We start from the raw sequence: 14,091 nt of genomic DNA on the forward strand, positions 1-14,091 counted from the left end.
CCTTTCGGTAGCCAGGCTGCCACTCTTGCGAAGGCCCTTTAGCTTTGCGTCCCTATCTTTCGATAGGTTTGCCTTTATCGTTTTGAAGGAATTTTCCTTCTTACCGTATGTATCGACTCTTTTTTTTTTTTGTTTAGTGCATTTACAAAATATTCTTAAAATTGAGTCTTTCTACCCGTTTTGACTCTGTCATATTCGGTTAAATAGATAGTTTAGGCCTATGAAATGAACTGTTGTAGCTCGATATCTTTCCAGTCCAATGTAATACGAATGTTATCTTCCTCAACCAGCTCAGAGCCGGTCTGTACCTCAATAAATTCAACATCCGTCAATGCCAGAATAGCATGCTTAGTCCCCTCGGGAATACGCACCACATCGCCTGCCTTAACGTTATGCATTTTCTCATTCAGCACGATGCTCGCTTCGCCGCTGATAATAGTCCAGATCTCACTACGTTTGCGATGCAACTGATAACTAATGTTTTTGCCTTCAGATATAAAGATCCGCTTGGTCAGCACTTCATTGCCCTCTTCATACTTCACATAGTCAATAACTTTGTAATGACCCCAACGGCGTTCCTCATACATTGGTCTTTGTTCAAAAGCTTTCAGTACTTCCTTGATTCGCGGACTCTCTGCCTTATGCGTGACCAATATTCCATCAGGGCTGGCTGCGATAATTAAATCCTTTGCACCAATGACCGTGATTGGAATGTCGAGTTCGTTAATCAAGCAGGTCCCTTCAGAATCTGCAGTAATGAAACCTTTGCCAACATGATTGCTGCTCATTTCCTCGGTCAATGTATTCCATGTACCAAGATCCTTCCAGAAGCCGTCATACGGCTGTACAACAATATTCTTTTCTTTTTCCACCACTTCATAATCAAAGCTGATTGAGGACAATAATTTATACTGCTTCTGCAAGTCTTCATAATTCAGAGGCAGCCCTTTATGCTGCAAAATATCCAGTAAATATCCTAAACGGAAGGCAAACACGCCGCAGTTCCACAAGGCGTTGCGACTTATGAGCTCTTCGGCCTGCTTTCGTTCCGGTTTCTCCTGAAAATGACTTACTCGCAAATATCCACTTTCACCCGCTGCTTCAGTGGTAGGAATGATATAACCGTATTTCTCCGAAGCATGCTCAGGAACCACACCCATCAACGCCAGATTTGCACCACTTTCCTGCATCGTACGCTCAAGCTGGGCTACCGTATCAAAAAAAGATGCTTCCACATAAGGATCAACAGGTAGGATTGCTACAGTCTCATCTGGGGAAACCCCCACTACTGAATACAGATAGGTGGCTGTCAACGCAATTGCCGGAAAGGTATCGCGGCGTTCCGGTTCGACGATGATAGGCACATCATATCCAAGTTGGCTCTGAATCATCTCCACTTGGCTGCGGCCTGTGGCTAGATAAGAGGAATCCGCCATGCCAGTCTCCTGAAGTTGTCTCCATACCCGTTGTACCATGGATTCCGGTTCACCCAGTGGGCTTTCAAGTACCTTCAGAAACTGTTTCGAACGTGAATCGTTGGACAAAGGCCATAACCGTTTACCTGAACCACCTGATAATAGTACTAGTTTCATAAGTGAACCCTCCTTATTATTTATGTGTTACAGGTTTAAACTGTACCGGCTATACTGGGTGAGTACCCGCTGAGACCACCCATTTGCGGACGTCCAACCGAGTGATACACAAGCCCAGTACCTTCAATCTGCTGCTTGGAGTAGACGTTGCGGCCGTCTATCAGAATCTGCCGACGCATAACTTTCGCCAACTGACGCAGGTCAATGTCTTTGAATATCGCCCAATCGGTCAGCAGACAAACAGCGTCACTGCCTTCCGCTGCTTCTTCTGGCAGGCCGCACCAGCGGAGTTGTGGATGATCATATTGCTTTCTGAAATTATCAGCGGCAATCGGATCATACAGCTTAACTGTAGCTCCTTCCGCTACCAGTGCCTCGACGATCTCACGTGCAGGCGCTTCACGGACATCATCGGTATTCGGCTTGAATGCCAAGCCCCAAATTCCGATAACTGCTCCACGCAGGTCACCCAGAGATTCGTGAAGCTTCGAGATAATCATAAACCGCTGCCCTTTGTTCACCTCGACTACGGATTCTAACAATTTAAACTCGTAATCAACGTTGCCGGCGATTTGGATGAGCGCATTGGTATCTTTCGGAAAACAGGAGCCTCCGTAACCGATGCCGGCCTGCAAGAAGGATGAGCCGATTCTTCGGTCCATACCCATACCTTGAGCCACCTCGGTCACATCAGCTCCCACTTTTTCGCATATATTAGCAATCTCATTGATAAACGATATTTTCGTTGCCAAGAAGGCATTCGATGCATATTTGATCATTTCCGCACTGCGGATATCAGTCACAAATACATTTTCTGTGAATCCCTTATGAAGCTCCCTCATTACCTCTTCTAGCTTCGGATTATCGATTCCGATAATGATTCGGTCAGGATGCAGAGTATCCTGGATCGCTGAGCCTTCACGCAGAAACTCAGGGGCTGAGACAACATCGAAAGGATGAAGGGTATGTTCAGCAATGATCTTGCGAATCTTCTCGTTCGTTCCTACCGGAACGGTCGATTTGGTCATGATGATTTTGTAGCCTTCCATCGCTTGCGCGATTTCCGCTGCAGCCCCTTCGATATATTGCAAATCAGCTTCTCCGTTAGGCAGGGAGGGCGTACCTACAGCAAGGATGACGATATCAGAACGACCCACTGATTTGTGCAAATCTGCGGAGAAGGATAACCTTCCCTCCCGGAGATTCATTTCAATCAGCGCCTCGATTCCCGGCTCATAGATGGGAGATTCCATCCGGTTCAGCTTGTTGATCTTCTCTTCATCCTTATCCACACAGACGACATGATTTCCGTTAAGCGTAAAGCATACGCCTGATACAAGACCGACATAGCCGGTGCCGATTACTGCCAGCTTCATACAATCATCCTCCTTTTAGAAAATTAACATAGGCCTGTTCCACATACTGCTTAAACTGGACCATAAATGTCTGTTCATCGAATTTCTGTGCATGCCCGACAATCTGACCGATATCCCAGGCATAAGACTCTACCTCGTGAATGGCTCTCAATAAATCCTCAACCTCTTGATGCTGGAAAAACACACCGTTGACATAAGGGACGATGGTATCAAGTGCCCCACCAGCCTGATAAGCAATTACCGGTCTTCCTGCAGCATTAGCCTCCAGTGGTGTGATGCCAAAATCCTCTTCCCCTGGAAAAACGAAAGCCCGACACTGAGCCATCAACCCCGTAACCTGCTCATCTTCCAGCCTACCTAGAAACGAGACATTCTTCTTAGCCATTCCTTCCAGACGTTTCTTATCTGGTCCGTCACCCACGATATACAACTTTAGGCCGTTACGATTAAAGGCTTCTACTGCCAAATCAATTCGTTTGTAAGACACCAGTCGGGAAACAATCAGATAGTAATCACCGATAGATGAAGAGCTTTTGAAGCGGGCTGTATTAATCGGTGGAAAGATTACATCCGAGTCCCTGTGATAGTAATTCTGTATCCGCTTCTTCACCACTGAAGAATTGGCTACGAACTGATTCACATTTTTGGATGTTTTTTGGTCCCAGGTCTTGAGCTGCTGCATATATACCTTCAGCAACCTTTTGAACAAGCCTGAATTTGACTGCCGTTCCATGTAGGTGTCATAATCCCAGGCAAAGCGCATTGGAGTATGGCAATAACAAAGATGAAACGTATGCTGCGGCACCTGAATGCTTTTCATAAAAGCACTGCTGGAGCTCAGAACAATATCGAAACCACGAAAGTCCAAATCACGGATGGCCATCGGATACAGTGGCAACACCCCTTTAAAATTGGTCTTCACTCCCGGAATTTTTTGTAGCCAGGAGGTTCGGATATCAGCATCTTTGAGGTTCTCAGTCAGGCGGCTTCCATTAAAAACCGTTGTATAGATTGGAGCTTCCGGATACATCTGGTGGAATACCTCAACCACTCTTTCCGCTCCGCCCATTTGGATTAAGTAATCATGCGCTATCGCAATTTTCATGTGAATCATCCTCAAAGTTTTATGGAGCATCATCATCAGAGTTACTGGTTACTAACTATTAGGTACTCGCCAGTAATCCCTTGTAGTAGTCGACAATGTCCCTGACTGTATTCTCGATTACAAAATGCTCCTTCACCCGTCTCATTCCATTATCTGCCATCCGTTTTCTTTCCTCAGGATGTTCTAGCATCCATGTGATGGAATCCGCAAGAATCTTGGCATCTCCTGGCTGTATCAACAGCCCCGTCTCACCGGGTATCACAATTTCTACCGGGCCACCTTCAGCGGAGGCGATCACCGGCAGACCCGCTGCCATGCCTTCGACGATGACCTGACCAAAGGGTTCAGGAGTGATCGAAGTGTGTATCAGCAAATCAGCTTTATTCATTAATCCCTGTATATCTTCCACATGTCCCAGCAGACTAACGTTGGTCAGTTCATCCTTCGCCATCTTCTGAATCAACTCTTGCTTGTATTCCTCTTCACCGAACAAAGCATCGCCCGCCAACCAGAACTTCACGCGTGTGTCTTGCTTGAAAGCCTTGGCTGCCTCCATCACGATATGTTGGCCTTTCCAATGCGCTAACCGACCCACTAACAAGACGTTGAAGGTTTTCTGATCCCGTTTGCCGATCCCAGCTCCAATGGCTTTAGCGAAGGCGGAGTAAACTACCAGCGTTTTCTTCGAACTCGGCAACTCCAGTGCGTTCAGCGTAGAGTGGGAATTGGCAATGACACCGTTCGGAATCAGACGTGACAGGACTCGAATAGTTTTAGCCACAATGGGCTTTAGATAGGGGGCTCCGATATGATCCCGAATATGCCAGATCAGTGGAACTCCCGCCTTCTTGGCTGCGATGGTTCCATACAGTGCCGATTTCAATGAATTGGTATGCACACAGACTACCTTTTCCTGCTTCAAGAGAGGGGCCAACTTACGACCGTAAGCCAACAACTTGAAGGCTGCGGCTGGCGCTCCCAGATTGACTGCATTCCGCCCACGGCTGCGAATGCTCTCATCGAGGGGGATAATCCGAACATCGATCCCTTTTTCCCGCAAGCGCTCCGCCAGTGTGCCTTCCTCCGCCAAAATGACCAAAGGATCAATCTGATCTCCGATATTGGTAAGGATATTGAACAAGGCAACCTCTCCACCACTCCATTTGGCGGTGTGATCAATATAAGCTACTCTTAGCATCCTGCAGCCACACCCTTTCCCAAAGCTTGTAGGAAGACAGATTCTACTTGTTCAGCAACATGCTCCCATGTATATTTCTCCAGTACATGTCCCCTGCATTCCTCACGACTGGGAAGCAGTTTACGATTACTCAACATATGAATCATACCTTCAGCCATATCATCGCTAGCTGCACTCTTGAACAGCATCTCTGGCCGAAAAGCTTGTAATATTTCTTTGTTGCCACCAATGGGGGTAGCCATGACTGGCGTCCCTGTAGCCATTGCCTCGACAGTGATGAGGCCAAAGCCCTCTAAAGCCTGAGACGGAACCACGAACAAGTCGGCGGCTTGATAATAAGAAGTTAATTCATGATCGGGAATGTATCCGAGCAGCCGTACTTTATTGCTAAGTCCATAGTCAGCGATCTTTTCTTCCAGTTCTCCGCGCAGTGGACCTTTGCCTCCGATCAGCAGTATCGCATTGGGGAAACGTTCCGCCACCTGCTTCCAGGCCTCCAGCAACTGCAAGAGCCCCATCCGATTTACCAGTCTCCGTACTGTAAATACTGTGGTAGCTCCTTCCGGCAAATTCAAGGTCCGGCGGATGGCCAACCGGTTCGTAGCGGGAACGAAACGTTCCACATTGGCTGCTCCCGGTATAACTATGATTTTGTGCAGAGGCACACCATGCAAGGAGTGCAGCATATCGCGGAAGGTCTCGCTAAGCACAATAAATTTATCTGCCAGCTTATAAGCCTTATGTTCTATCGATTTGGCGATGGTAGTCTTGACCCGATGTTTAATCCCTTGGCCCTCGATCTTCATCTCTTCGTTCCACGGACCATGGAATGTCATAACTACTGGAATTCCACGTTTCTTGGCTTCTATCGCCGGACCAATACCATAAGGTGCAAAATGGGAGTACAGGATATCAATGCGTCCACTACCGTTCCCCATTAGTTCTGCTGCCTTACGCTGGAAGGCATCCTTACGTTTCCAGATCGTTTCTTTCGGATCACCTGCATTGTGTATAATCAACTCTTCCGAGGTAGACGGCGTCTCTTGACTGCAGATCAGCGCGTGTACCCGGTTGCGTGAGGAGAGCTGCTCGCAAACGGATTTGAAATAGGTATTGAGTCCGCCAGGCTGTAACGATGGCCAACTAAGACCCGTCGTCATAATGTTCAGTCCGTCATTGTACGGCATAGCTTCTCTCCCCTTTCTCTTCCTTTTCAGCGGGAAGCATGGCATTATGCTGAGCCAGCTTACCTGCGCTGTTTAATTCGTAATGCTTGAAGCCGACCATGAATTCATACATCACCCAAAATACCGATACTGCGAAACCAGACAAACCTTTCTTGAACAATCCATGCAGGAAATACTTCTGCAAGAAACGTGCCGGTGGACGAAGCAGCAGGTGACTAAGCCGAAATGGCTTACCGCTGGCATATGCGCTTTGTGCTTCCAAATCAGTGTATTTATTGAATCTAGCCACATGATCATTAATGCTGCGGAAGCCTTGATGCCAAAGTGTTCCAGTCAAGCGGACAATCCGTTCCTCCGAAACCTCGGGCATTTCATGCACAAGACTGTTGCGGATCCCATACTCTTTGCGATTGTACAGGCGTACAAGGTACTCACCACGATCCAGCCATCTGCCAAGAAAATCACCAATCCGGTATAACGAGTAAGCAACAGTTACATCCGTTAGCCCACGTTTATGTTCAAGAATATCTGTCGCCAGCTCTTGGCTGACTACTTCATCGGTATCAATGAGGAAGACCCAATCATGGACCGCGCGCTCCACTCCGAATTCTCTTTGTTTCGCGTATCCGGGCCATGGATTGACGAACACCCGGCAATCCAAGCTTTCAGCCAACTGCACCGTTCCGTCTTTGCTGCCTCCGTCGATTACAACCACCTCGTCGGCGAATAGTCTGCAAGACTGAATGGCTTGGGCTATTCGAACTTCGTCATCCTGAGCAATGATGACTGCCGAAATTGGATAACTACCCGGTGCGCCAAGTACGCTTGTCACTGAATCCATGAAGGTTTCCTCCTTTTTGTGTTATGTGCCAACTTAAGCTCAAGTTAACTGTTAGCGTCCATTGGTTTTTTTCGAATGTAGGAATTCATCGTCGTCTTCATCCATTGGATATCTTCTTTGTTAATGAGCAAACGTGGTAGTTTTACTTTTAGGTTGTACCTTATGTTGAGTATGATAAATATGAAACGCAGAACAGCCGACGAGAGCATGGCCACACCCGCTCCAATTAACCCGAATTTAGGTACCATTAGAAACAAAAGTGGGATGACCAAGAGTAATCCAACGCCCTGCAGGATGGATACAAACTTTGGCTTGCCAAGCGCCATAAAGACTTGGGCCAGAATAAGTGTCCCACCGCTTATAGTTACTTCCAGCAGTAGAAGGCGGAAGACGTGCAATGCTGTATTAAAATCTTTACCGTATAGCAGAGGAATAACTAAAGGGGCAATTAGCATTAAGAGCAGCGAACCCAATAGTGTAAATGTAGTACTGATTCGGAAAGCTTTGAAGGTAAGGGCAATGGCATCTTCCTTAGACATCTCAGAGGCTTTAGGAAACAACACCACTGTAATCGAGTTTGAGAAGAAGTTGACCATTCGTGATAGACTCACAGCTACTGCGTACAACCCCAGATCAGCGGGTCTTAACAAGCCAGCGATAATGATCTGATCGATATAATAAGAGAACTGTCCGAGCAAATCATTACCGTAAGAGCCAAGTCCATAAGTGAATAATCTTTTGAAATTAAGATAAGTATCTCTCATCTTCACTCTGTAAGTGCGAAGTAGAGAAATCGTCATCCAGATGAAGATCGGCACCGATGGAACCAGATACGCCAGTGCTGTCGTGAAAGGATTCATTTCATCCAGAAGGATCAAGACTCCGATCGCCACTAGTGTAAGTAAAGGAATCAGATATCTCAGCCAGTTGAATCTCTTATAATCCCCTCTGAATTGATAGGTTGCGTTATTCACCTGAGTGACTACAATCAGCGGACAAAGGATCATGGACCATTGTGCAAACCTGATAACATCTGGACTAAAGGATTTCAGCCAATAGGGTAGAACCAGAACACCTATAATCATGGCGGCAGTACCAAAGAACAACGCGATTAGCAAGGATATGCGATACAGCAGCCCGGCATCATCCGGGTTTTTTTTGGCATTGTAGATCAACGCCGAAGGAATACCGAAGCTCATGCTGAACGCCAGAAACTGTGACCAGTTCACCATTGCTGTCTGTTCCCCACGGCCAGTTGGTCCGAGATAACGGGCCGTTAGTACACCGGTGACCATGTTGACCAGCAGAATCAATATGCTGACGAACATAGTCTTGACGGCTGCCGAGCTATTGTCCTTACTCTTCGTAAAATGCCGGAGTGAGGACCAAACGGAGCTAATGGGAAGTGATTTTGCGTTCAATTGCTGCATGGGGCGTTCCCTTCTTTCTGCTGCTCTCAATAATCTCTTTTGCACTGAGGCCTAAGCCGATCAGCATCCAGATCAAGTAACCTTTTAATCCAGGAAAGCCATTGTCTGAAACCAGACTAACCACGGCTCCTGTCCATGCTGCCAGTGAAAGGCGTGCGTACGATTGAAGATTGTCTTTGCTAATCACTCGTGAGACGATTTGTTTGGCAATGGCCCCCAAAGCTCCGAAGAAGAATAGGGCGCCAATGACTCCAAAGGTGAGCAGCAAGGCAATAAAACCGTTATCCATATTGCCGTATTCACCAAGTTCGCCGCCATTCCCAAGCTTCGTTCCCTGGCCTACGCTGCCAATCCCCTGACCTACTGGGTTAGCGGCAACCATTGGCAGCATATTCTGCCATAGACCAAGCCGCTCATTATAAGAATGATCCTCCGAAACGGAGGTGAGCGTCTCCATCCTTGCAACCAGCCCCTCTGCTCCGGGTAACTTGGGAATAATCCAGAACAGGGCAGCAGCAACAAATACAATTTGGATTAATGTTTTCCACTTCCCTTTGGATGGTGAAGTTCCGATATACACCAACAACATGACCAGCAGTACCAGCCATGCCGAGCGAACTAAGGTAGTAAGCAGGCATACCACAACGAGTAGAACTCCGATCCAGCGCAGTGTTCCCTGCCATCTTTTCTCCAGAATCATCGGCACTAAGGCAAATACCAGAAAGGTTGCTGCCGGACCTGGAGAGTTCAAGGTAGAGAAAACCCGGATTTCCAAGGGATAAGGTGTCCCGATGGACATCATATCCGCATTCCTCATCCAAAAGGCATCCCAGGGTGGAACGGTTAAATATTGTACAATTCCGTATATTGCCACCAAAACTGCGATATTAGCGTAAGCATATAGCAACCGGTCAATATCCTTGGGCTTGAACCGTGTGACCGCGAAATAGGGGAGCAGTAGTAGCGGAACAATGTAGTTCGCCAGGTCGTACACTGAGCCCATACCGTTCTTAGCCAAACCGATCAAGGCTCCGTAAGCCAATGCCACAGCGAATAGCAGTATGATTCGGGTGGAGGATTTCTGTATTTTGTGAATCTCTCTTAGCACTGGAATGGCCAGTGTTGCTCCGGTTAGCAAGGGTGCCAGACTGAGCAGTGATACGGAGTGATAAACACCCTCTGACCAATCGGATATTCGGCGCAGCTCCGGGGCGACCGCCCAGATTAGCAAAGTATAAGATACTAGCAAACGCGGTCTGAGCAGGGCCAGCAGGAAGGCCGGGAATAGGATGCCGGCTAGGATCACTCCCTGCAGACTGCTTGTAGCGCTTAGCTTCGCGCTGGCAAAACCAATCATTAGTGGTAGTACCATACATATAGCGGCAACCACTCCTATAATGCCAGCAGTCTTGATAGACGACAGGGATGGAAGAGTGAAGCTCCCTTCATTGCGGTTCATCATCTTCCCATCCACCTCCGCTTTCGGAAATTCAGCTCTTCGTATGACGGACAAGGAAAGCAAACCTTCATCCTTGCTATGCCCGCAGTCTCCGTCAGTACGTTCATTCAGAGCCTCCTCCCTTATCTTTATCCCGCTTGCGCAGCTCCTTTAGCAGAAGAATCAGGAATTGGGCATCATCGACAAGATATCTTTTCCATAATCGCCCTGGTTCCTGACTCAACCGCCAGAACCATTCCAAGCCTGTTCTTTGCATAAAATCTGGTGCCCGCTTCACTGAACCTGAGAGAAAATCAAAGGTTGCTCCAACTCCGATAGATATCGGAGCCTGATAAGAGGTGTAATGTCGATAAATCCATTTCTCTTGTTTGGGAGCACCCACGCCGACGAATACAATATCGGGTTGGCTCTCAGTCAGCATGTTTATAATCCGTTGGTTCTCTTCATCATTGTGCTCAAAGCCATAAGAGGGAGAATAGCAGCCGACAATGTTCATTCCGGGATATGATGCTTTAAGATTCATTGTAGCTCGCTCCGGTACGCCTTCTGCTGAGCCCAGGAAGAACAGCCGGTACTTCCTTTGCTCAAAAGCATTGCCCAGACGACTGAAGAGATCCGCACCGGATACCTTCTGTTTCAGTGGCTTGCCTAGCATCTTGGAAGCCCAGATTAGCGGCATTCCATCAGCGACAACGGCTCCCGCCTCGGAATATACCGTTTGGAACTCTTTGTCCTTGCGAAGCTTGATTACATGATCCACGTTACAGGTCAGGATATAAGATTGATTCCGTTCCCTAATCGTCTTATCAATGTATTCAAGCAGGTCCATGAAATCATAATTATCGAATTTGACATCAAACATATTCACTTGATTCATCGTATCACTTCTTTTTGTGGGGAATCGGTTGGCTGTGAAGATCGATACAGGCAGTTTAGGTACCAACAGAACGGAATAATGGATTGGACCGTCGACAGCGTGTTGTCAGAGAAAGAATAGATCAGAAACGCTGCAATAAATAACAGATAAAAGGGTTTTACCGGCGGTGCCAAGGCTTTGTAAACCAGAATGAATACTGCCAATAAGGATAACAACAACAGTATGGAGCCGATGTACCCTCCATCGAAGTAGAACCGGATGTACTCGTTGTGTGGAACAACAAAACCTTTGTACAACGTTCCGTCATTCGCTACGGTGACCGCTCCAAGTCCTCTACCGGACCAAGGAGAATCAGCTACCTTATTCAAGAAATACTCCCAAGCCTCTGCCCGTCCAGACAAGTCAACACCTGTATCGGTCGATCTTTGAAAAGAGCGCTTCTCGAGATTGTCGAGCTGTGAATACACGGCGGCAAAGATGAGTACAATCGAGCACACCAGCGGAATCAGGTATTTTGTTTTACCCTTTACATATTGACGGAGGATATCGTAGAAGTAGTAAAGCACCATCAGGCTCAGTGCTAAGATCGGTCCACGTGTCCCAGTTCCGACAAGGATGAAGAAGTTCAGCGCTAACACGATATAAAAAAAGCGGGCTCGTTGCGGATTTCGTTTAATTTCTATAAACGGAATGGCAACTCCCATAAAGGCCAGCATAGCCAGATGCGCTGGAATATTCGCACCCTGAATCCGTACAGCACCTGTAAACTCGACATCCAGTAAGGAGTGAAGATGGACCAGTTGCAGCAATACTCCTGCCAGTACACTTACTACCGGCAATAAACAGATCATCCGGATATGCCGTTCGGCCACTTCTTTTTTCCAATTAATTAAGAGAAAAACAAACGGAAGTGATAAACCAATGAAGGCTTTAATAGCAATGGAAGAACTCATCTGCGGCAACCAGATAGAAAAGCCGAAGGTGATACACACTAAAATTACCATTGCCCAGAGAGGATAACTTAGTCGGAAGCGTAAGCCGTTAACCAGAATACAAGGCACCAGCAACATCAGGATACCTAGTTTATAGAGCGACAATATCTCTACTCCAAAAAGACTGCCGTCATATAAGAAGTTGATCGATATCGCCGTGGTCAGGAGAACAAAATAGCTGATTAAATCAGGACGTGAGATCGAGACACCAAGCAAAATAATTAGGAATACTATGCCTATCGCAATCACCGGCTGGTAGATCACCGCTGTTCCCAGAAGCAGGGCAGACATGAGATAGAGCATCCCGTATGGCAAAACGTTTAATTTGGAGCCCCACTCAAAGTTAGTCATGTCATTCCTCACCCCGCTGCAGATTGCCTCTTCCGGTTCCAGATCATATGAAGAGTTCCGCGAATACTCTCCAGCCTGCATTTGTTCAGAAGTTTTCTTCCCTGACTTCTTGAGAGGATCGAATCGGCTAGTATGTATAATACTTTAGCAGCCGTCTTTCCTAGCAGGAGCAGATTGTCCTTTACACCTTCGCTCTTCATCGCGTTGGATATGCCTTGGCTGTAATATCTTTTCATAATCCATGCTTCGGTCAAACGTTGTGCCGGAACGAAGTGGTTAACCGCCATTCGCGGATGGTAGAGAATGGAGTGTCCTTCTGCCTGAATCTGTCCGAATAACCAGGACTCTTCACCGGATATTAGGGAATCTCCCTTTCTACCTAGCTCCAGCGGAAACAAGCTGATATCGAATACAATCTTGCGCATAGCCATGTTAGCGCCGCACGGGTGAAGCCGTCCGGGATAATCCTTGATCCGGTTCCCCAAATCAACGATCGTGTACGGAAGTTCAAACGGCTTGATCAACCACTCCGGACGCTTTGTTTCGAATATAGGAGCAATTTTGCCTCCCATAGCCATCACTTCCGGCTTACTTCCAAAAGTATTGATTATTGTAGTAATCCATGTCTTGCAAGGGATTGCATCATCATCAAGAAAAGCAATCCATTTTGACTTTGAAGCTAGAATTCCTGTATTCCGTGCAGCTGATAATCCTTGTACTGGCTCCAGCATGTAATAGATATCTAATTTAGCTCCGTGTGCTTCGATGAACTCTCCCACAGAAGCTGCCGTATCATCCTTAGAGTGATTATCTACAACAATGATCTCGGCCTGCTCTAAATTCTCCAGTAATAATAAGGACTGAAGTGTCTTAATTAGCAAAGCCGATCGATTGTAAGTACAAATGATAATGGATAAACGGGGAACGACTCCGTATTCACGCATCGGCATTCACCTAATTTCCATAGTATTAATAAGCATCTTTGGAACCCAACAGCATCAAGCCTGTTTTGGCAATGATCTTCAGGTCCAGCATGGTGCTCCGGATATGAATGTAGGTTAGATCTAGCTGCACCATTTCTTCAAAGCCAACACTGTTTCTGGCATTAACCTGCCAGTAGCCGGTGCAGCCGGGGGTAACAGTAAGACGTTGCTTATCATATTCCGAATATTGCGCTACTTCGTCTGGCAGTGGAGGTCTGGGACCCACAAGACTCATATTCCCAACCAATACATTCCACAACTGTGGAAGCTCATCTATACTACTCTTGCGCAGAAACCTACCAGTCCGTGTAATGCGTGGATCATTCTTAATCTTGAACATCGCACCACTTACCTCGTTATAGGCCATCAAGTTCTGCTTTAGCTCTTCGGCATTGGATACCATAGAGCGGAACTTATACATGGGGAACTGTTTTTCATCTTTGCCTACACGATTCTGCCGGAAGAATACCTTCCCTTTCGGGTCCTCCAGCTTGATTAGGACGGCTACTACAACAAACAGCGGCAGCAGCACGAGAAGTCCAAGAGCGGAGAAAAAGATGTCGATCATCCGTTTCATAAACAGATAAGAATCTGCTTCTCTCGTTCCTTCTTTGGCGTGCAGCATGTAAAGTTTCGGCAGGACGTACTCGTAATCTTCCGGCAGTTTTTGCATGCTCAACTCTCCTCATTCCTATTATTA

Annotated in this window: 12 protein-coding genes and 1 riboswitch; all 12 genes read right to left on the reverse strand. The window is 46.9% G+C overall.

Translation table 11 applies throughout. The features are described 5' to 3' along the window. Positions 1-3 precede the first annotated feature (3 nt). Positions 4-83, reverse strand: a riboswitch (cyclic di-GMP riboswitch). A gap of 135 nt (positions 84-218) precedes the next feature. The 12 genes from H1230_RS27525 to H1230_RS27580 all read right to left on the reverse strand — a co-directional run bounded on the left by H1230_RS27525 (position 219) and on the right by H1230_RS27580 (position 14,070). Further along, complete coding sequence (locus H1230_RS27525; protein ID WP_239712988.1) at positions 219-1,592, reverse strand: sugar phosphate nucleotidyltransferase; 1,374 nt, start codon at positions 1,590-1,592, stop codon at positions 219-221. 35 nt (positions 1,593-1,627) lie between these two features. After that, on the reverse strand, positions 1,628-2,968 hold the full coding sequence (locus tag H1230_RS27530; RefSeq protein WP_239712989.1) for a UDP-glucose dehydrogenase family protein: 1,341 nt from the start codon (positions 2,966-2,968) through the stop codon (positions 1,628-1,630). A 4-nt stretch (positions 2,969-2,972) separates the two neighbouring features. Next, a complete protein-coding gene (locus H1230_RS27535) occupies positions 2,973-4,073 on the reverse strand; it encodes a glycosyltransferase (RefSeq protein ID WP_154116206.1) in 1,101 nt (366 codons plus the stop codon). A 58-nt stretch (positions 4,074-4,131) separates the two neighbouring features. Next, on the reverse strand, positions 4,132-5,271 hold the full coding sequence (locus H1230_RS27540; RefSeq protein ID WP_239712990.1) for a glycosyltransferase family 4 protein: 1,140 nt from the start codon (positions 5,269-5,271) through the stop codon (positions 4,132-4,134). After that, the gene (locus tag H1230_RS27545; RefSeq protein ID WP_239712991.1) at positions 5,265-6,458 is read right to left on the reverse strand and encodes a glycosyltransferase family 4 protein; all 1,194 of its coding nucleotides are present in this window, start codon (positions 6,456-6,458) and stop codon (positions 5,265-5,267) included. The genes H1230_RS27540 and H1230_RS27545 overlap by 7 nt, the downstream gene beginning before the upstream one ends. Continuing rightward, positions 6,445-7,299 carry a glycosyltransferase family 2 protein gene (locus H1230_RS27550; RefSeq protein WP_239712992.1) on the reverse strand — a complete coding sequence of 285 codons (855 nt, stop codon included), beginning with the start codon at positions 7,297-7,299 and terminating at the stop codon, positions 6,445-6,447. The genes H1230_RS27545 and H1230_RS27550 overlap by 14 nt, the downstream gene beginning before the upstream one ends. Positions 7,300-7,343: 44 nt before the next feature. After that, positions 7,344-8,729, reverse strand: coding sequence for a lipopolysaccharide biosynthesis protein (locus tag H1230_RS27555; RefSeq protein WP_239712993.1), 1,386 nt, complete (start codon positions 8,727-8,729; stop codon positions 7,344-7,346). Continuing rightward, complete coding sequence (locus H1230_RS27560) at positions 8,695-10,188, reverse strand: O-antigen ligase family protein (RefSeq protein WP_345773447.1); 1,494 nt, start codon at positions 10,186-10,188, stop codon at positions 8,695-8,697. Before H1230_RS27560 ends, H1230_RS27555 begins: the two co-directional genes overlap by 35 nt. A gap of 103 nt (positions 10,189-10,291) precedes the next feature. Next, entirely contained in the window at positions 10,292-11,065 is a 774-nt protein-coding gene (locus H1230_RS27565) for a WecB/TagA/CpsF family glycosyltransferase (RefSeq protein ID WP_239712995.1), read from the reverse strand. Beyond that, positions 11,062-12,408: an O-antigen ligase family protein gene (locus tag H1230_RS27570; protein WP_239712996.1), complete on the reverse strand. Its 1,347-nt coding sequence runs from the start codon at positions 12,406-12,408 to the stop codon at positions 11,062-11,064. Before H1230_RS27570 ends, H1230_RS27565 begins: the two co-directional genes overlap by 4 nt. A gap of 8 nt (positions 12,409-12,416) precedes the next feature. After that, on the reverse strand, positions 12,417-13,352 hold the full coding sequence (locus H1230_RS27575; RefSeq protein ID WP_239712997.1) for a glycosyltransferase: 936 nt from the start codon (positions 13,350-13,352) through the stop codon (positions 12,417-12,419). Positions 13,353-13,377: 25 nt separating this feature from the next. Next, positions 13,378-14,070 (reverse strand): sugar transferase, encoded by a 693-nt coding sequence (locus tag H1230_RS27580; protein WP_275591001.1) that lies wholly within the window; start codon positions 14,068-14,070, stop codon positions 13,378-13,380. Positions 14,071-14,091 lie beyond the last annotated feature (21 nt).

It is taken from the genome of Paenibacillus sp. 19GGS1-52 (assembly GCF_022369515.1).
GTDB lineage: Bacteria > Bacillota > Bacilli > Paenibacillales > Paenibacillaceae > Paenibacillus_AQ.